19 protein-coding genes and 1 pseudogene are annotated in these 17,201 nt (G+C 71.7%); 10 read left to right on the forward strand and 10 right to left on the reverse strand.

Features of this window, described 5'->3' with window-relative positions:
• Positions 1-133 precede the first annotated feature (133 nt).
• Entirely contained in the window at positions 134-475 is a 342-nt protein-coding gene (locus ACIA5C_RS07945; RefSeq protein WP_396052443.1) for a hypothetical protein, read from the forward strand.
• Here ACIA5C_RS07945 and ACIA5C_RS07950 read toward each other — a convergent pair.
• The 5 genes from ACIA5C_RS07950 to ACIA5C_RS07970 all read right to left on the reverse strand — a co-directional run bounded on the left by ACIA5C_RS07950 (position 456) and on the right by ACIA5C_RS07970 (position 3,571).
• Entirely contained in the window at positions 456-1,166 is a 711-nt protein-coding gene (locus ACIA5C_RS07950; protein WP_396053091.1) for an EAL domain-containing protein, read from the reverse strand. The genes ACIA5C_RS07945 and ACIA5C_RS07950 overlap by 20 nt on opposite strands.
• The gene (locus ACIA5C_RS07955; protein WP_396052444.1) at positions 1,145-1,984 is read right to left on the reverse strand and encodes a hypothetical protein; all 840 of its coding nucleotides are present in this window, start codon (positions 1,982-1,984) and stop codon (positions 1,145-1,147) included. Before ACIA5C_RS07955 ends, ACIA5C_RS07950 begins: the two co-directional genes overlap by 22 nt.
• Before the next feature lie 42 nt (positions 1,985-2,026).
• Positions 2,027-2,470 carry a MaoC family dehydratase gene (locus ACIA5C_RS07960; RefSeq protein WP_396052445.1) on the reverse strand — a complete coding sequence of 148 codons (444 nt, stop codon included), beginning with the start codon at positions 2,468-2,470 and terminating at the stop codon, positions 2,027-2,029.
• Positions 2,471-2,744: 274 nt separating this feature from the next.
• Positions 2,745-2,954, reverse strand: coding sequence for a hypothetical protein (locus ACIA5C_RS07965; protein WP_396052447.1), 210 nt, complete (start codon positions 2,952-2,954; stop codon positions 2,745-2,747).
• 59 nt (positions 2,955-3,013) lie between these two features.
• Positions 3,014-3,571, reverse strand: a complete 558-nt coding sequence (locus ACIA5C_RS07970) for a hypothetical protein (protein ID WP_396052448.1) — start codon at positions 3,569-3,571, stop codon at positions 3,014-3,016.
• A gap of 321 nt (positions 3,572-3,892) precedes the next feature.
• Between ACIA5C_RS07970 and ACIA5C_RS07975 the strand changes: the two genes are divergently transcribed.
• Positions 3,893-4,726, forward strand: a complete 834-nt coding sequence (locus tag ACIA5C_RS07975; RefSeq protein WP_396052450.1) for a tetratricopeptide repeat protein — start codon at positions 3,893-3,895, stop codon at positions 4,724-4,726.
• A 236-nt stretch (positions 4,727-4,962) separates the two neighbouring features.
• On the opposite strand, the gene ACIA5C_RS07980 is transcribed toward ACIA5C_RS07975, so the two are convergent.
• A complete protein-coding gene (locus ACIA5C_RS07980; protein WP_396052452.1) occupies positions 4,963-5,307 on the reverse strand; it encodes a cupin domain-containing protein in 345 nt (114 codons plus the stop codon).
• Positions 5,308-5,918: 611 nt separating this feature from the next.
• Between ACIA5C_RS07980 and ACIA5C_RS07985 the strand changes: the two genes are divergently transcribed.
• From ACIA5C_RS07985 to ACIA5C_RS07995, 3 genes are all read left to right on the forward strand, one after another.
• Positions 5,919-6,212, forward strand: a complete 294-nt coding sequence (locus ACIA5C_RS07985; RefSeq protein WP_396053092.1) for a DUF1330 domain-containing protein — start codon at positions 5,919-5,921, stop codon at positions 6,210-6,212.
• A gap of 229 nt (positions 6,213-6,441) precedes the next feature.
• Complete coding sequence (locus ACIA5C_RS07990) at positions 6,442-9,159, forward strand: hypothetical protein (RefSeq protein ID WP_396052453.1); 2,718 nt, start codon at positions 6,442-6,444, stop codon at positions 9,157-9,159.
• Between the two features lie 9 nt (positions 9,160-9,168).
• A complete protein-coding gene (locus tag ACIA5C_RS07995) occupies positions 9,169-9,372 on the forward strand; it encodes a hypothetical protein (protein ID WP_396052455.1) in 204 nt (67 codons plus the stop codon).
• 128 nt (positions 9,373-9,500) lie between these two features.
• Here ACIA5C_RS07995 and ACIA5C_RS08000 read toward each other — a convergent pair whose 3' ends face one another.
• Positions 9,501-11,267: an ABC transporter ATP-binding protein gene (locus ACIA5C_RS08000; protein WP_396052456.1), complete on the reverse strand. Its 1,767-nt coding sequence runs from the start codon at positions 11,265-11,267 to the stop codon at positions 9,501-9,503.
• A gap of 80 nt (positions 11,268-11,347) precedes the next feature.
• Between ACIA5C_RS08000 and ACIA5C_RS08005 the strand changes: the two genes are divergently transcribed.
• Entirely contained in the window at positions 11,348-11,773 is a 426-nt protein-coding gene (locus tag ACIA5C_RS08005; protein WP_396052458.1) for a MarR family winged helix-turn-helix transcriptional regulator, read from the forward strand.
• Here the strand turns inward: ACIA5C_RS08005 and ACIA5C_RS08010 are convergent.
• Positions 11,760-12,710: a helix-turn-helix transcriptional regulator gene (locus ACIA5C_RS08010; protein WP_396052460.1), complete on the reverse strand. Its 951-nt coding sequence runs from the start codon at positions 12,708-12,710 to the stop codon at positions 11,760-11,762. The genes ACIA5C_RS08005 and ACIA5C_RS08010 overlap by 14 nt on opposite strands.
• A gap of 53 nt (positions 12,711-12,763) precedes the next feature.
• Between ACIA5C_RS08010 and ACIA5C_RS08015 the strand changes: the two genes are divergently transcribed.
• From ACIA5C_RS08015 to ACIA5C_RS08025, 3 genes and pseudogenes are all read left to right on the forward strand, one after another.
• The gene (locus ACIA5C_RS08015; protein WP_396052462.1) at positions 12,764-13,426 is read left to right on the forward strand and encodes an alpha/beta fold hydrolase; all 663 of its coding nucleotides are present in this window, start codon (positions 12,764-12,766) and stop codon (positions 13,424-13,426) included.
• Between the two features lie 4 nt (positions 13,427-13,430).
• Positions 13,431-14,318 (forward strand): hypothetical protein, encoded by an 888-nt coding sequence (locus tag ACIA5C_RS08020; RefSeq protein WP_396052464.1) that lies wholly within the window; start codon positions 13,431-13,433, stop codon positions 14,316-14,318.
• Positions 14,319-14,936: 618 nt separating this feature from the next.
• Positions 14,937-15,314 (forward strand): annotated as a pseudogene (locus ACIA5C_RS08025) (glycosyl hydrolase); the annotation flags it as partial.
• A 266-nt stretch (positions 15,315-15,580) separates the two neighbouring features.
• On the opposite strand, the gene ACIA5C_RS08030 reads toward ACIA5C_RS08025, so the two are convergent.
• Both ACIA5C_RS08030 and ACIA5C_RS08035 read right to left on the reverse strand, forming a co-directional pair.
• Positions 15,581-15,919 carry a VOC family protein gene (locus tag ACIA5C_RS08030; RefSeq protein WP_396052465.1) on the reverse strand — a complete coding sequence of 113 codons (339 nt, stop codon included), beginning with the start codon at positions 15,917-15,919 and terminating at the stop codon, positions 15,581-15,583.
• Positions 15,895-16,389: a GNAT family N-acetyltransferase gene (locus ACIA5C_RS08035; RefSeq protein ID WP_396052467.1), complete on the reverse strand. Its 495-nt coding sequence runs from the start codon at positions 16,387-16,389 to the stop codon at positions 15,895-15,897. The genes ACIA5C_RS08030 and ACIA5C_RS08035 overlap by 25 nt, the downstream gene beginning before the upstream one ends.
• A gap of 83 nt (positions 16,390-16,472) precedes the next feature.
• On the opposite strand from ACIA5C_RS08035, the gene ACIA5C_RS08040 reads away from it, so the two are divergent.
• Positions 16,473-17,117, forward strand: a complete 645-nt coding sequence (locus tag ACIA5C_RS08040) for a PadR family transcriptional regulator (RefSeq protein ID WP_396052469.1) — start codon at positions 16,473-16,475, stop codon at positions 17,115-17,117.
• The last annotated feature ends 84 nt before the right edge of the window (positions 17,118-17,201 follow it).

Consider the following 17,201-nt stretch of genomic DNA (forward strand, 5'->3'; position numbering starts at 1 on the left):
CGCCGGAAGGTTCAGAAACGGCTCGGCCGGGTCATCCGATTTGGGTCATCTGACGCGCGGGGCGTTCCCGGCCTTTCGGCCCTGGCCGCATTTGCGCGGGCGAGCGATGCTGTCACCGGAGGTGGGGCCGGACATGGAGGTAGTCCTGGTGATCGCGAGCATGTTGCTGCTCGCGAGCGTGGCTGCTGCGGTGGCTCTCGACCGGGGACCGTTCTCGGCGCCGCCGGCGCGGCCGGGCATGGCCGGGTCGCTCGCTGCCGGCCAGATCGGTGCGGGCCAGATCAGTGCTGGTCACCCCGAGACTCCGGCCGCCGGCCGGTGGGTCGGTCACGAGGCGAGCGTACGCGCGTGCAACGACCTACAGGCGCAGCTACGCTCCGGCCGTCTGAGCTGCGCCGCCTACCGTCGTGCGATGGCCGACGTGTCCGCTTCGCACGACCGCCGCCACCCGTTGCTCATCCCGCCGGAGGCGTGATCTTCAGGCCGCCCGCCGCGACGGTGGCGCGGACCAGGTCGAAATCGGGGTCGGCAACCGGGCGTCCGTAGTGGTAGCCCTGCAGCAGCCGATAGCCGAGCCGGTAGAGGGCGGCCGCCTGCTCGGCCGTCTCGACGCCCTCGGCGACCGCGGTCAGGCCCAGCCCGGCGCTGACCTGGATCAGGGCTTCGGCGATGACGGCGTGGCGGCCGGCCTCGGTGATGCGGTCGACGAACGACTTGTCGACCTTGAGGGTGTCGACCGGGACGGTCTGCAGCAGGCCGAGCGACGAGTGGCCGGTGCCGAAGTCGTCGAGCGCGATCCGTACGCCCAGGGCCCGCAGCTCGTGCAGCGCGGTGACCGCCTGCCCGCCCTCGAAGACCGCGGTCTCGGTGACCTCGATCGTCAGGCACCCGGCGGGCAGTCCGGTGACGGCCAGCGTCTCGGCGACGCCGGCCGCGAAGTCGGGGCGGGCCAGCTGGCGGGCCGAGACGTTGACCGAGACCTGCTCGGGGGCGCGGTCGCCCAGCTCGGCGCGCCACGCGCCCAGGCGGGCGCAGGCGGTCTGCAGGATCCAGGCGCCCAGCTCGACGATCAGGCCGTTCTGTTCGGCGACCGGCACGAACTGGACCGGGCTGACCAGGCCCCGCTCCGGGTGCTCCCAGCGGATCAGCGCCTCGACGGCCCGGATGCGGCCCTCGTCGACAGGGACGAGGCGGCCAGGAGGGCCAGGCGCGCCGGGCCTACGCGGGCCTGGTCGCGCTCGCGGGCAGCACCGGCCGCCTCGCTCATCGACGGGTGCAGGGCGGCCGCGGCGAACAGGGCGTAGGCGGGCAGCCAGATGAGGCTGCAGATCCCGTACGCCGGGTGGTGCAGCGAGACCAGCGCGAACGTCGCGTCCCCGGCGGTCAGCAGCGTCACCGCGAGGCCGAGCAGGCGGTCGCTGGTCGTGATCCGTCCGGTACCGCCCAGGTAGAGCCGGGCCAGCAGGGCGACGAGCAGAACGTCCCAGCACGGGTACTCGGTGCCGAGGATCCGCTGCGCGACCGAGGCACCGGACCCGGCGGCCACCGGGTGCAGCACGAACACCCAGAACGCCAGCCCGATCGCGGTGGTCGCCATGGCGGCGTCGAGCAGCCCGGCCACGTTGCGGCCCTGCCGGGCCCGCAGCATCGCGAGCAGGCCGATCGCCATCATCGGATAGGTCAAGGTGTAGAAAAGGTCGGCGGTCGACGGGTACGGCACGTTCCCGTGCTGCTCCTGGTAGCCGGCCACGATCGCGTTGGCGACCGTGGTCGTGAGGCCGGAGGCGGCGAAGAAGTACCAGACGCCGGAGCGGCGCGGCCGGTGCAGCCGCACGCCGGCGACCACCGCGACGGCGCAGACGAGCCCGAACGCGGCGAAGGTCAGCCGCTGCGGGGCGGTGTCGCGGGGCAGCAGGAAGTACCCGATGGTCGCCAGGGCACTAGCCCCGGCCCACCAGCGCCATGCGTTCCGCCGTGCCGACACGTCCTGCCATCGGCACCGCACGGCCCGACTTGAGCGCGCCCGCTAGTACAGGGCCAGCACCTGGTCGGCGATGCAGGCAGGCTTGGTCCCCCCGTCGATCTCGGCGCGGGTGCGCACGACGATCCGGGCGCCGTCACCGAGCCGGCGCGACTGCACGAGGCGTACGGAACCTCGCAGGCGGTCCCCGGCCCGCACCGGAGCCTGAAACCGCACCCGGTCGAAGCCCCCGTTGACCACGAAGGTGACACCGTCGACCTGAACGACCTGGGTCAGAAAGGTCATGCACAGCGACAGAGTGAGCGCACCGTGGGCGATCGTGCCGCCGAACGGTCCCTCGCGCCTGGCCCGCTCCGGGTCGACGTGGATCCACTGCCGGTCGCCGGTCACCTCGGCGAACCGGTCGATGCGGCCCTGGTCGACCTCATGCCAGTCGCTGACGCCGAGGTCGTCGTGGGCGAGCAGGTCGTCGATCCCGGAGAAACGCATGCGGCCACCCTATTCATAGGGTCTCCACAGCATCCGAAGGGTCGCCCCGGGCCGCCGGCGGCCGATTGCCAGAAGCGTGCCGCCTTTCCCCGACCCTGACGCCTGCCCTGGGCAAAGACGTCTGCCCTGGGTGGTGACGCCTTCGGGCGGATGACGCCTGTCCTGGGCGATCGCGCCTGTCCTGGGCGATCACGCGTCGTGGGAGGTGACGCCTTTCCCTGGGCGGTGACGTTTTCCGTGGGCGGAGACGTCTGTCCCGAGCGGTGACGCTTCCCTAGACCGTGACGTCGACCAGGTGCGAGCCCTGCACGTGGGCGATCTGCCGGCGGCTCTCCACGACGGCGGCCTTGTCGGCGGCGATCACCCGGGCATCGGCGTTGGCGAGCGCGTCGACCGACAGCTGCTGCCAGTCCTTGCGCAGGTGCACCCATGCGTTGTGCGAGTCCCAGCGGTGACCGTCGTCGGATCCGATTCGCGTGGTCATCTCGCAACTCCCTTCGCTCCACATTTGCAACCGCCCAGATCGGTTGCGAAACGGTTGGCTTAAGCGTCCGACCTGTGACCTGCGCCATCCGCGCCGAGCGTGGGGAAGGTGCCGAAGGGCCCGATCGGCCCGCTCGCCAACGTCATGGACAGCTCGCCGAGCGGCATCATGTCGAGCGGCGGAAGAGCCGGCTGCACCCCGGCGACACCCAGCGTGATGTGGGGCCGGTAGTCGGCGCCGACCGCACCCAACGGGGCCATGCCGCGTGCGGCGCCGAACTCCAGGTACTCGCGGTGCAGGGCGTCCAGGTCCGGGCGGCGGACGACCTCGACACCGAAGTAGATGCCGCCGGTCGGAACGTAGTAGTCGCCCTCCGGGACCGGCACGTAGAGCAGGCCGATCACCTTGACCGTCAGCTTCACAGGGTTTCGGCTCACGTGCTCCGCGATCTCGGCGTCCCGCTCGCCGGGGACGTCGAAGTGCAGGACGGAGACATGCGGCGGGGCGTGGTCACCCAGCTGGTTGAGTGGCCGGGCACCGTGGCCGATGGCGTGCGAGAGCTCGGTCAGGGCGCGGGCGGTCCGCGCGTCGGGCAGGAGCACCACTCCGTAAGCCATGGCGATCACTATGCCGCACAGGTGGCCCTGTGGCGCATGTGCCCGCAGCGCCCTGCGGTCGACGCTAGGCGGCTTGCTCGCGCAGGCCTACTCTCCCTCGGGCACCTACGCTCTGCGGCTTACTCGCGGCGGCCGAGTCTTCTGCGCTTACGCTCTGCGGCTTACTCATTCGGGCCTACCCCCTGCGGCTTACGCCCGGCGGCCCGATGTGCGGGATTCGCTCTGCGCGCCGGTGGGCTGGCTTACGCCCACGGGCGGAGGCAACCGATCCGCACCGGGGCTGCCCGGCAGATCGGGCCGTGGGCGGCCGATTGGGGCGGCGTGCGTACCCACCTACTCCTCGACCAGGCCGGCGACCTGCTGCTGAACGGCCGCGCCGGTAAGGCTGCCCACCTGCTGACGCCGGTCGTCGGCGAGGAACCGGCCAACGTCGGCGCCTGGCAACTGCTTGCCCGGGCGCGGCTCGACCTCGGCGACCCGGCCGCGGCGCTCGACGCGGCCCGGTCCGCGCTGCGCCTCGACCCCGGTGGGCTGGAGTCGTTGTACCTGGCCAGCGCCGCCTACTCGGCGACCGGCCGGCACGATCTGGCGATCGCGGCCGCCCGGACCGGCTGCGCCGACGACCCGGGCAACCCGCGGCTGGCCGAGCGCCTCGGGCGGGCCCTGCTGGCGGCCGGGCGGGTGGGCGAGGCCGAGATCAGCCTGGGGGCGGCAGCGGAGTTCGCCCACTACGACGCGGACATCCAGGTGGCGTACGGGGTGGCGCTTTTCGCGGCCGGACGGCCGCTCAGCGCCCGCGAGGCTTACGGCCGGGCGCTTCGGCTCGAGCCTTCGCACGTACGCGCGCGGCTCGAACTCCGCCGCCTGACGACGGCCGAGAGCGGGATTGTCGACGCGGAGTCGCTGGTGCGGGTGTCGGACGCGTACGCCGAAAGCCTGCGCGTGCCGCCCGGCGGCCGCGCCCCGGTCGACCGCCGTGCGGTCGTCGCCCACCTGTCCGCCGTCGTGCTGGCGGTCAGCCTGCTGGCGCTCCTGGCCCTCGGGGTGGTCGACCTGGTGTCGACGACGGCTGTGCCGACGCAGCTCAGCCTCTCGCTGCTGGCGCTGGCGGCCGGGGCGGCCGGGCTTTCACTCCTGAGCCGCCGCAGCCGCTGATCCGGGCCCTCGACGCGGTCGGCGCATGGTCGAGAGGGCGTGGGATACGTCTGTCGCGGCGGGGCGGCGTGGCCATCGGTCAATCGGTGGTGGGTAGAGGCGGCGGCTGGTGGTCCGTCGTTGTGGTCGGGGCCGTTGGCTTGTCGGGGTGGCCGAGGTCCCGGCGTTCGTTGTGGTCGTGAAGCCGGATCGGGTTGTCCTGGTCGGCGTTCCGTGGGGCTCGGTCCGCCGGCTTGTCAGCGCAGCTCCACCAGGTGGGCGTGATGGCGCTTCCAGAGCGCGGCGCGTTCCGAGTCCGTCGTTGCCGTGTGGAGGGCGGTCACTAGGGCATCGATCTCGGGGGTCATGACGGCCAGGACGTCGGCGCCGGACGGGTCGGCGGTGGCGAAGGTGTGTGCGGTGCCGGCCGGGACGGTCGCGTGCTCGCCCGGGCCGAGTTCGGTCCAGGCGTCGCCGATCAGGACGCGGAGGCGGCCGCGGAGGACGCAGAAGGCCTCGTCGCCTCGCTCGTGGACGTGCGGTGGGGCCTGGAAGCCGTCGTAGTGTGCCAGCTCCCACCTGCGGATGACGAAGTCGGCCATCTCGCCTTGGTACCAGCTTGCCGGAACCAGTGCGAGTTTCGTCGCACCGATAGCGGACAGTCGCCTGCCTTCGTTGACACGCCGGCGGTCGTCGTCTCGACGAACGACGCACGCCGTGCCCGGCGGGCGGTATCCGCCGGGATCTCGAGCTGGGCGGCGTCGTCGCCGCGGTGTACGGCTCGGACCGGATCCGGGGCCGTCATCGGATGCTGATCCGCCGGCGTAGCGAGGTCGTGTCGGACAATCAGCAAGACGGCCGTCGTCATCAGCGCGAAGTCCGCGGGCGCAGGGTCCTCGCCCCCGCAGGCGTCCGTCTCGCTTGACCTCTTGCGCGTCGGTCCGGCAGCCAGTGCAGCTCGTGCGCCAGGTTTTTGGCGACGGCGCGGATGCGGCGGTGCAGCGGCGACTGCTCGCGTGGGGGGACCAGGTGGATCGTCAATTGCTAACGATCCTTTCTGAGCCTGTCCCGTACCGGTCTTTCCCTCGACCGCACATCAAGCCCTAACCTGCGCATATGACGATTCAACCGACCGCAGTACCCGTCGCCGGGATCGATCGATCCCAGTGTCAGTTCGATGTCGGACGTGTCCGGCCGAACACCGGAGGTTTCCATGGCTAAGGGCTACTGGGTCAGTGTCTACCCCGCCATTTCCGACCCGGAGAGGCTGACTGCCTACAACAAGCTGGCCGGTCCGGCTGTCCGGGCTGGGGGCGGGCGCACCCTGTCCCGTGGCGGTCGGGTCGTCGCCCACGAAGCCGGAATCACGCAACGCGTCGTTCTGGTCGAGTTCGACAGCTTCGAACAGGCCGTCGCGGCATACGAGAGCGAGGCATACCAGAAGGCGCTGGTGGCCCTCCCCGACGGCGTCGAGCGCGACTTCCGCATCATCGAAGGCATCGACTGACCGGCGGGCCCGGCCGTCGCCGAGCGTCCGTCACCTGATACGCGCACGGTGCTGAACGAGCAGGTCGTCCAAGGCGGCCACGACGCACGCGATGCCGGAAATGCGGGATTCGCCCGGGCAAGCGCTTTCCTGAGGATGTTGACTGTTCGGGGCGGAGCGATTGAGCCGTTCCTGATCGATCGGTATGAATGCCGGAACGGATCGCTGACGATCAGACCGGAGGACCGGCATGCCGCGACTCTCTCGCCGTACGCTCCTGACCGCGACCCTCGCCGCAGCCGGTGGCGTCCCCGCCGCGAAGCCTCACCGGACGTCGGCGGCATCGACGAAACCGGGGGAGACGGCGCTCCACTGGCTCGACGGGCGGCCACCGGAGACCGCGGGCGGGGCGGCCTGGGGGGTGCCCTGGCCCCGGGGCGTACTCCCCGCCCACACCCCGCTGGCCCTGACCGACGGGAGCGGCGCGCCGATCGCGGTGCAGACCTGGCCGTTGGCCTATTGGCCGGACGGTTCGCTCAAATGGACCGGGCACGCGATCGGCGGGGGCAGCGAGCGGGACCGCTACCTGCTCGGCCCGGGTGAGCCGCACCCGCCGGCCACGCCGGTCACCGTCCGGCGGCAGGGCGCGGACATCGTGCTGGCCAACGGGACGGTCGAGGTGCGGCTGGCGACCCGCGGGCCGGTGGCGATCGTCAGCCTCCGGCGCGGCGGCCGGGTCACGGCCGGGAACGGGCGGCTGACGCTGCGCCTTCAGGACCGGCCGGACGACGAGACGGTCGTACCGAGGCAATCGTCGTACCTGGGCTATGTGGAGAAGGCGGAGATCGAGCAGACCGGCCCGGTCCGGGCCGTCGTGCGGTTGTCGGGGACCTACCGGCGTACGTCCGGGGGCCCGCGCCGGATCCTTCCCTGGACCCTCCGGGTCTATCTGGCCGCGGGCGAAGCCGCCGATGAGGCCGCCGGTGCAGTCGCCGGCGAAGCCGTGCGGCTCGTGCACAGCTTCACCTGGGACGCCGACGCGGGCCGCGACTTCGTGCGCGGCCTCGGCCTGCAGGTGGACGTGCCGATGACCGGCGAGACCTACGACCGGCACATCCGGTTCGGTGTCGTCGGCGGCGGCGTCTGGGGCGAGCCGGTGCGGGTGCTGACCGGACTGCGCCGCGACCCGGGCGCGGCCGTCGACGCGGCACAGGTGGACGGCACCCCGGCGCCGCCGCAGTCCGCATGGAACCCGCAGGTCAGTGGTTCGTACGGCCAGTTGGCCCAGTGGAACGACTTCCGGATCAGCCAAGGGTCGGCCCATCACTTCACGGTCGCGAAGCGGACATCGCCGGCCGGGCGGTGGCTCACGCATGCGGGGCGCGGCCGGCGGGCGAGCGGTTTCGGGTACGTGGGTGGGCCGTCGGGCGGGCTCGGCTTCGGGCTGACCGAGTTCTGGCAGCGCTTCCCGAGGGCGCTCGACATCCGCGGCGCGGCCAGTGGCACGGCGCAGGTCACCCTGTGGTCGTGGGCGCCGGATGCGCCCGCGATGGATCTGCGGCACTACGACACCACGGCGCACGGGCTGGACCTGGCCTACGAGGACGTCCAGGAGGGGTTCAGTACGCCCGAGGGGATAGTGCGGTCGGACGAGATGGTGCTGTGGGCGTACGCCGCAACGCCGTCGCGGGACCGGATCGCCGCGCTGTCCCGGGCCCTGGAGGCGCCGCCGCAGATCGTCGCCGATCCGGCGGCCTACCACGCGGCGGGCGTCTTCGGGCGCTGGAGCCTGCCCGACCGCAGCACCCCGGCACGCGCCACCCTGGAGAAGGCCCTCGACGACCAGATCGCCTTCTACGCCGGGCAGGTCGACCAGCGGGACTGGTACGGCTACTGGAACTACGGCGACGTCATGCACACCTACGACGCCGACCGGCACGAGTGGCGCTACGACGTCGGCGGCTACGCCTGGGACAACGCCGAGCTGGGTACCGACGCGATGCTCTGGTACGCGTTCCTGCGCTCGGGCGACCCGGCGGTGTTCCGGCTGGCGCGGGCGATGACCCGGCACGTGAGCGAGGTCGACACCCACCACACCGGGCGGTTCGCCGGGCTGGGCTCGCGGCACAACGTCTCGCACTGGGGCGACGGGGCGAAGGAGGCCCGGATCGGGGAGTCGTTCACCAAGCGGTTCGCCTACTACCTGACCGCCGACGAGCTGCTCGGCGAGCTGATCCGGGCGTCACTGCGGGCCGACCGCACGCTGCTGACCGTCGAACCCCTCCGCGAGGTGCTGCCGCCGCAGACCCTGGCACCGACCCGGCTGCGGATCGGCCCCGACTGGTACGCGCTGGTGAGCAACTGGCTGACCGAGTGGGAACGGACCGGTGACGTGCGCTGGCGGGATCGGATCGTCACCGGGATGACCGACATCGCCGCCTTCCCGGCCGGGCTGTTCACCGGGGAGGCGGGTGGCGCGGTCGGCTTCGACCCGGCCACCGGCCACCTGACCAACTTCGGCAAGGGTGACTACCTGGGCGGATACAACCTGGCGATGGCGTTCGGCGGCGAACAGATCCTGTGGGAGGCCCTTTCGCTGGTCGACGTGCCGGCCTTCGAGGCGGTGTTCCTGGACTTCGCGCGCTATGTGCAGGCCCCGTCGGCCGAGAAGATCGCGCGGTACGGCTTCGACTTCAACCCCGGCGTCTTCCCCACCATCTATTCGCGGGTGACCGCCTGGGCCGGAGAGGCGACCGGGGACAAGGGCCTGCGGCAGCGGGGCTGGGACCAGTTCCTGAACGACCCGGCCGGCAAGCCCTGGCCGGCGGCGGTCACCGTCTCCGGCAGCCGCGTGCCCGAGCCGGTGCAGGAGATCCCGGCGGGTGATTTCGCGACCAACGACGCCGCCCAGCGCGGCCTCGCCATCATCGCCCTGCTGGCCGTCGCCGCGGAGGAGGCGCCTGTGTAGGGTCTCGCCATGGCGGAGTGGGTGCGGCTCGGGCTCGACATCGGACGGTTCGACGACGCGACGTTCGATCCCCGCGGCGTCGTGATCGCCCGGCTGGCGGACAAGTGGGCCGGGATGTCCGCGACGTCGCTGGGTGCGGATCAGGGTGTCGCGTTCTCCGACATGACCGGCGTGCTGCGTCCCTACCGCGGCGGCGGCCTGTCACTGGCCTGAAGCGTGCGGCCGGCTACCGCCGGCTGGTCACGTTCCACCATCCGCGCAACGAGACCGCGATCGCGATGAACCGCCGTCTCGGCTTCACCGGGCCCGGAGACTGAGCCAGCGGTAAACGGGGGAGGCCGTCACGCGGCGAGCATCGCGTACCGGCCGCCGGAACCCACCAGCGTGTCGTGGGTGCCCTCCTCCAGGACCCGGCCGTGGTCGACGACCACGATCTGGTCGGCGTCGCGGATCGTGGACAGCCGGTGGGCGATCGTCACCGTGGTGCGGCCGATGGCCAGTGCGTCGAAGGCGCGCTGCACCGCCCGCTCGGTCTCGGTGTCGAGGGCGCTTGTCGCCTCGTCGAGTACCAGGATGCGCGGGTCGCGCAGCAGTGTGCGGGCGATCGCGATGCGCTGCTTCTCGCCGCCCGAGAAGCGGTGGCCCCGCGAGCCGACCATCGTGTCGTAGCCGTCCGGCAGCGACGCGATCAGGTCGTGGATCTGCGCCGACCGGGCGGCCGCCTCGATCTCGGCGTCCGAGGCGGACGGCTTGGCGTAGCGCAGGTTCTCGCGGACGGTCGTGTGCATCAGGTAGGTCTCCTGGGAGACCACGCCGAGGACCGACGACAGGTCTTCGAAGGACAGGTCGCGCAGGTCGACGCCGTCGATGGTGATGCGGCCGGAGTCCGGGTCGTAGAGGCGGGCGATCAGCGCGGCGATCGTGCTCTTGCCGGAGCCGGTCTCGCCCACGATCGCGAGCGAACCACCGGCGGGCACGTCCAGGGTCAGACTCTCGACGGCGGGGGCGGTGCTCCCCGCGTACGAGAAACTGACGTCCTCGAAGCGCAGGTGGCCCCGCGGAGCCGTCAGCGGCACCGGGCGGGCCGGCTCTTGGATGTCGATCGGCAGATCGAGGTATTCGAAGATGCGCGCGAACAGCGCGAGTGACGAGGTCAGCGAGACACCGACGTTGAGCAGGCCGAGCAGCGGGCGGAACAGGCCCGACTGCAGGGCGGTGAACGCGACCAGCGTGCCGATGCTCATCACGCCGCGGGTCGCCGGGAGGCCGGCGGCCAGGTAGATCACGGCGGGGATGGCCGCGAACAGCACGCTCATCGACGCCATCCGCCAGCGGCCGGCGAGTTCGGAGCGCAGTTCGAGGTCGATCAGGCGCTCGGAGGAGGCGGTGAAGCGCTGGATCAGCGCGGGCGCGGTGCCGAGGGTCTTGCTGAGCTGGACGCCGCCGATCGACAGGCCCTCCTCGATGGTGACGTTGAGGTCGGCGAGTTCCTTCTGGCGCTGGTCGGTGATCTCGCGGCGCATCCGGGCGACCCGGCGGGTCAGCCACACGGCCGGCGGGAGTACGACCAGGGAGATCAGCGACAGCCGCCAGGACAGGGCGGCCATGGCGACCGCGGTGGCGATGGTCGTGGTGAGGTTGGCGGCGATCGACGTGGCGGTGGAGGTGACGACCGCCTCCATGCCGCCGATGTCGTTGGTGATGCGGGACTGCACCTCGCCGGTGCGGGTGCGGGTGAAGAAGGCGATCGACTGCCGTTGCAGGTGGGTGAAGACGTCGGTGCGCAGGCGGTGCATGACCTTCTGGCCGACGGCGGTCGAGATCCAGGTCTGGACCACGCCGAGGACGGACGTGACGGCGGCGACGCCGACCATCCCGGCGACGAGCATGGCCAGCAGGCGTACGTCGCTGTGCGGTAGCGCCTGGTCGAGCACCGCCCGCAGGAGGAAGGGCGAGGCCATGCCGACGATCGACGAGGCGACGATGATCAGGACTACGACCGACAGGGGCCACTTGTGGTCGGTGAAGAGGGCGCCGATGCGCCTCAGGGAGACGCTGCGGGCCTGGGCCTTTTCGGCGGCGGTGTTCTTGCGGCTGGGGCGGGGCAAGGGCGGATCCTTTCGGCGACGACATGCTGAGGTTACCTCATTATGAGGCTGCAACGCCGTCGCCCGGTAGGGTATTCCGGGTGACTTCCCCTTCCCCGGACGGTGACCGCCTCGCCGAGGCGTTCTGGACGGTCGCGCGCCGCCTCCGGCACCGCACCAAGATCGCGCTCGAGCCGTGGGACCTGTCGCCGTCGCTCGCCCGGGCGTTGAGCGTGCTGGCCCGCGACGGGGAACTGCGGCTGAGCGCGCTGGCCGAGAAGCTGCGCATCGTCCCCCGGTCGGCGACCGAGGTCGTCGACGACCTGCAGCGCATGGCGCTGGTCACCCGGCGTCCCGATCCCGACGACCGGCGGGCGGTGCTCGTCGCGCTGACTGAACGCGGTGCGCGGATCTCGCAGGCCATTCTCCAGGCGCGGCAGGCCGAAGGGGAGCGCTTCTTCGCGGCGCTCGACCCGTCGGACCGGGCCGATCTGGCGCGCGTTCTGCGCAAGCTCAGCGAACTGTAGCCTTCGCGAATCGCTCGGCGACCCGCCGGACCGCAGCCGTCAGTTCCGGGCCCTGGTCGACGACGAAATCGAACGGGACCGAGGCCAGCCATTCCTGCGCGTACATCGCGGGGTTGCTGGTGCTGCCGGTCAGCACGCAGCGGTCGTCGCCGTCCGGTTCCAGGCGGCCCATCGGCCCGCGGATCCACGGCGCGACCTTGCCGAGCGGCGCATGGAAGATCACCCGCGTCGGATATCGCCAGCCGGCACCGAGATTCTGTTCCAGCGCCGCCACCGGATCGAGGTCTTCCGGCGGCGCGAATGCCTGCGCCGATTTCCGTACGCCGTGAATCCGGTCCACCCGGTACGTCCGGATGGCGTCCGCCCGATGGGACCGGCACAGCAGGTACCACCGGCCGTAGCGCACGACGACCGCCCACGGATCGACGTCCGTGTCCCATTCGTCGCCGCTCTCCGCGCGATAGGTCACCGACACGCATCGACGTTCGGCTACGGCGGTGATGAGCGTGCTCACGGTCGCCGGGTTCGGCCGGGCCGGGTTGCGGTCGGGTGCCGCCGACGCGTACGCCCGCAGGGCCGCCGCCTGGCGGCCGATGCCCTCGGGAAGCGCCCGGATCACCTTGCTGAGCGCCTCGCCGATCGGATCCCCGGTGTCGATCGCGCCCGGCTGGCCGTCCAGGATCGCCATCACCAGCCCGAGCGCCTGCTCCTCGGTGAAGACGACCGGCGGCAGGCGGGTGCCGCGGCCGAGCCGGTAGCCGCCGTACGGGCCGCGCGCCGATTCGACCGGGATGCCGGCCTCGCGGAGGATGCCGATGTAGCGGCGGGCCGCGCGCTCGGTCACCCCGAGGTGCTCGGCCAGCTGATCGGCGGTGGTCCCGGGGCGGGCCTGCAGGAGTTCGAGGGTGCGGAGGGCGCGCGCGGTAGGACTCGGCACGGGTTCGAATGTACCGGAAGCCGAACGTCCGGAATCGGTCCTAGGTTGTCGTCATGACTTACCTACTTGCGGGTGGATTGTGGATGCCGCCGTCGATCTGGGACCCGATCGTGCCGCGGCTGGAAGGCGCGGTCCCGGTGACTCTGCCGGGTCAGGGCGACGGCAACACCGCGGCGAGGCTGGAGGATCAGGTCGCGGCGGTCGTGGCGGCGGTGGACGCGGCGACGGACCGGGTGGTGGTCGTCGGGCACTCGGCGGCCTGCAGTCTCGCGTGGCTGGCCGCCGACCGGCGGCCGGCCCGGGTCGCGGCGGTCGCGCTGATCGGCGGGCTGCTGCCGGACAACGGGCAGAAGTACGCCGACCTGTTCCCGATCGCGGACGGGCTGATGCCGTTCCCCGGATGGGAACCGTTCGAGGGGCCGGACTCCGACGACCTGTCCCCGGCGCAGCGGGCGGCGCTGGCCGAGGCGGCGATCGCCGTCCCGGAGGGCGTCGCGCGGGGCGTCGTACGGCTGACCGACGAGCGGCGCTTCGACGTGCCGGTCGCGGCGATCTGCCCGGAGTTCACGCCGGCCCAGGCGCGGGAGTGGATCGAGGCCGGGGACACCCCGGAGACCGCCCTGGCCAAGCACCTCGACCTGATCGACATCGACTCCGGGCACTGGCCGATGGTGACGAAGCCGGCCGAGCTCGCGGCGATCCTGGCGGCGATCTGAGGTGATGTCCTGGCTTCTGGACTCCGACCCGGCGATCGCCTGGCAGGTGAGCTCGGATCCCGGGCTGCGCGCGCGGGTGGCCCGGGAAGGGTGGGGAGCGCGCCTTCTGGCACTGCAGGGCGCGGACGGGTGCTGGGACGGGGGCGCGTGCTTCCCGGCGTCCTACCGGGGTCCGTCCGACGAGGAGCCGGGGCAGCCGTGGACCGCCACCATGCACAGCTTGCAGACCCTGCAGATCTTCGGCCTCGACCCGGCCGGGCCGTCCGCTCGCGCGATGATCGAGCGGGTGGCCGCCGGCTGCCGGTGGGAGCACGAAGGCCAGCGGTACTTCGACGGCGAGGTCGAGGAGTGCATCAACGGGCGGACGATCGAGACCGGGGCGTACTTCGGTGTCGACGTCTCGCCCCTGGTGGCGCGGGTCCTGAGCGCGCAGAAGGCGGACGGTGGGTGGAACTGCTATCCGTCGCCGCGGTCCTCGTTCGACACGACGATCAACGTGCTCGACGGGTTGCTGGCGTTCGGCGGCTCGCCGGAGGTGCGGGACGCCCGGCGTCGCGGCGAGGATTATCTGCTCGCGCGGGGGCTGTTCCGCCGGCTGAGCACCGGCGAGGTGGTCAAGCCGGACTATCTCGACTTCGCGTTCCCGTACTACTGGCATTACGACGTGCTGCGGGCGCTCGACTACTTCCGGCGGGCCGGCCCGCCCGACCCGCGGATGGCCGGGGCGATCGACGTCGTGCGGTCGAAGCGGCAGCCGGACGGACGCTGGCTGCTCGACCGGATCCATCCGGGGCGGGTGCATTTCGCGCTCGAGGGCGGGGTGGGCACGCCCAGCCGGTGGAACACCTTGCGGGCGCTGCGGGTGCTTTCCTGGTGGGAGGGCGCGCCCTAGTCGGACATTTCGGGAACGGTGCATTCGGGCTCGGCGGCCGGGATGTGCGGACGTCCGGGCCGACATCGCGGCGGTCCGACTGACGACGATCACGGTCTTGAGCAGGCAGTCTTGGCCGGGTCGGGCTGGTCGGAGCGTCGTAAAGGGGTGTATCGGGTGTCGGAGCAGCGCCGGATCGGGCGGCGGAGCGTGCTGGCCCTGGCGGCGCTGACGTTGCCGGCCGGGTGCGCGACCGTTCATCGTGGCCTGAGCACCGCCGGGCCGGGGACCGTTCCGGCGGCACCGCCCACGACCGCCTCCCCGTCCCCGTCCCCGTCCCCGACCCCGTCCCCGACACCGTCATCTGGCCGGAGCCCGGGCCCGGGCCCGAGCGCGACGCCGGCCGCGACACACACGACGACGCCCCCGGCCTCGGACGGTCGCGGCGGCCCGGTGCCGTTCACACCGGGCAAGCTCATGTCCGGCTCCTATCTGGCGCTGAGCGGCCTCTCGCTGCCGGGCAGCCTCGCCCTCCGCCGGCGCCAACTCGGCCGCGAGCAGCGGATCGTGCACCGGTTCTACCCGTGGGACGGCTACGTCCCGACCAGCGAACCCGACGTCAGCAGGCACAGCATCCTGATGGTGTCGTGGCACGGCGCCCCCTACCGCCGGATCAACGACGGCTCCTCGGACCGGCTGATCGCCTCGGTGGCGAAGAAGCTGGCCGGCATGCGACGGCCCATCCTGCTGCGCTGGGGCTGGGAGATGAACGGCGACTGGTTCGAGTGGGACGGTTCGCACAACGGGCAGGACCCGGGCGGCTACGTGACGGCGTGGCGGCGGATTCATCGCATCTTCCGCGAGAACGGGGCCACCGACATCGCCTGGGTGTGGAGCCCGAACTGGAACTCGGCGCCGGACGCGTCCTGGAACAGGTTCCAGCGCTACTACCCCGGCGACGACTACGTCGACTGGGTGGGGGTGTCCGGCTACGACTTCTACGGCGAGTCGCCGGCGACGTTGTTCAGCGCGATCGTCACCGCGTACGGGAAACGCAAACCGATCATCCTGAGCGAGACCGCCGCGGTCGACCTGGGCGCGCACACCAAGGCCCGCTGGATCAGGAAGCTGGCCGCGTGGGCCGCGAAGACGCCGTCGCTCGGCGCCGTGGTCTGGTTCGACACCGACACCCAGGACGGCACCGACCACAACTTCCGTCCGGACACCGACACCGAGGCGCTCGCGGCCTACCGCGCGATGGTCCGCGGCGACCGTTTCTCCGGTTAGTCCTCGACGCAGAACTCGTGGCCTTCCGGGTCCTGCATCACGACCAGGCCCTCGTGGCGGGCGAAGACCGTCGCTCCCAGCGCTTCCAGCCGGGCGACCTCGGCCTCGATCCCGTCCGGTGCGCGCAGGTCGAAATGCATGCGCAGCTTGGCGGTCCGCGGCTCGGGCACCTTGCGGAACCACAGCGCCGGCCCGCCCCAGCCGGGCGCCTCCACGTACGCCTTGCCGGCGGTCGCATCCTCGTCCAGCTCGCCGCCGAGGGCGGCGGCCCAGAACCGGGCCACCACGAGGGCGTCGGCGCAGTCGAAGGTCACGCTTTTGATGTACGTCGGCACGACGCCCCCTCGGTCAGCAGCGCCTTCGTCAGGTAGACGCTGTTCGGATCGTCGGTGTAGCCGGCGAACGGCCCGCACGCCTCGAAGCCGAACCGGGCGTACAGGGCGCGTGCCGGGGCGAAGAAGTCCTCGGCGCCGGTCTCGAGGTAGAGACGCTCGTAACGCCGTCTCCGGGCCTCCTCGACGATGTGCGCCAGGAGGGTGGAGGCCACGCCGCGCCGCGTCGCGCCTCGGGCCGTACGCATCGACTTGAGCTCGCCGGTCACCGCGTCCAGTTCCTTGAGCGCGCCGCACCCGACCAGCCCGTCGGTGTCGTGCACCGACCAGAACGTGATCTCCGGCTTGCGCAGGCCGTCGAGGTCGAGCGCGTGGACGCTCTCGGGCGGGCTGATCGCGTACATCTCGAGGACGTGCTCCTCCAGCAGGGCCCGGATCCCGGGCCCGGAAAGGTCGTCCACCTCGATCTTCATGCGGTCAGCCTAAAAGATGGTTTGACTTCGCTCGTACTCGTGCACGTATACTCGCGAACGAGTAACCGAGGGGACGAGTGACGATGGCGAAGAAGCGGGCGGTCAGCAACCTGATGGCGTTGGCCGTCCTGTCGACCGTCGTCGTGCGCGACCTCCATCCGTACGAGATGGCCGGCGTCCTGCGCGGCTGGGGCAAGGACCAGGACGTCCCGATCAAGTGGGGATCGCTCTACACGGTCGTGCGCAACCTGGCCAAACACGGTCTTCTGGAGGAGGTCGCGAGCGGGCGCGAAGGCCGGCGCCCGGAGCGGACGGTCTACCGCATCACCCCGGCCGGCCGGGCCGAACTGGCCGACTGGACACGGGAACTGCTGTCGGCCGTCGAACACGAGACGCCGCGGTTCCGGGCCGGGCTGTCGGTGATGTCGGTGCTCGAGCCCGGCGAGGTGACGACGCTGCTGCAACAGCGTGTCGCCGAGGTGTCGGCGGCGATCGCCGCCGCTTCGGAACAGCTCGCGGCGTACGCCGAAGAGGTGCCGCGGCTGTTCCTCATCGAGATCGAGTACGACATCGCGATGCTCCGCGCCGAAGCGGCCTGGATGGAGTCGCTGATCGCGGAAGTCGCCGGCGGCACGCTCCCCGGCCTCGAGCAGTGGAGGTACTTCCACGAGACCGGCCGGGTGCCCGACGACCTGGCCGAAACGGCCCGGAAGTCCGTCGAGAAATGAACCCTGGTGGCCTGCTGCAACAGGCCACCAGGGCGGTACCCACGGACCGGACCCGGTCAGCAGGCGGCAGTCGCAAGGATAACC

Source organism: Actinoplanes sp. NPDC051343 (genome assembly GCF_044455125.1).
Lineage (GTDB): Bacteria > Actinomycetota > Actinomycetes > Mycobacteriales > Micromonosporaceae > Actinoplanes.

Bases quoted from the DNA above. Each gene is read 5' to 3' on its own strand.
- ACIA5C_RS07970 (WP_396052448.1), bottom strand. From the start codon at position 3,571: ATGGCTTACGGAGTGGTGCTCCTGCCCGACGCGCGGACCGCCCGCGCC.
- ACIA5C_RS08015 (WP_396052462.1), top strand. From the start codon at position 12,764: ATGACTTACCTACTTGCGGGTGGATTGTGGATGCCGCCGTCGATCTGG.
- ACIA5C_RS07990 (WP_396052453.1), top strand. From the start codon at position 6,442: ATGCCGCGACTCTCTCGCCGTACGCTCCTGACCGCGACCCTCGCCGCA.
- ACIA5C_RS08040 (WP_396052469.1), top strand. From the start codon at position 16,473: ATGGCGAAGAAGCGGGCGGTCAGCAACCTGATGGCGTTGGCCGTCCTG.
- ACIA5C_RS08035 (WP_396052467.1), bottom strand. From the start codon at position 16,389: ATGAAGATCGAGGTGGACGACCTTTCCGGGCCCGGGATCCGGGCCCTG.
- ACIA5C_RS07960 (WP_396052445.1), bottom strand. From the start codon at position 2,470: ATGCGTTTCTCCGGGATCGACGACCTGCTCGCCCACGACGACCTCGGC.
- ACIA5C_RS07945 (WP_396052443.1), top strand. From the start codon at position 134: ATGGAGGTAGTCCTGGTGATCGCGAGCATGTTGCTGCTCGCGAGCGTG.
- ACIA5C_RS07965 (WP_396052447.1), bottom strand. From the start codon at position 2,954: ATGACCACGCGAATCGGATCCGACGACGGTCACCGCTGGGACTCGCAC.
- ACIA5C_RS07980 (WP_396052452.1), bottom strand. From the start codon at position 5,307: ATGGCCGACTTCGTCATCCGCAGGTGGGAGCTGGCACACTACGACGGC.
- ACIA5C_RS08020 (WP_396052464.1), top strand. From the start codon at position 13,431: ATGTCCTGGCTTCTGGACTCCGACCCGGCGATCGCCTGGCAGGTGAGC.
- ACIA5C_RS07995 (WP_396052455.1), top strand. From the start codon at position 9,169: ATGGCGGAGTGGGTGCGGCTCGGGCTCGACATCGGACGGTTCGACGAC.
- ACIA5C_RS07985 (WP_396053092.1), top strand. From the start codon at position 5,919: ATGGCTAAGGGCTACTGGGTCAGTGTCTACCCCGCCATTTCCGACCCG.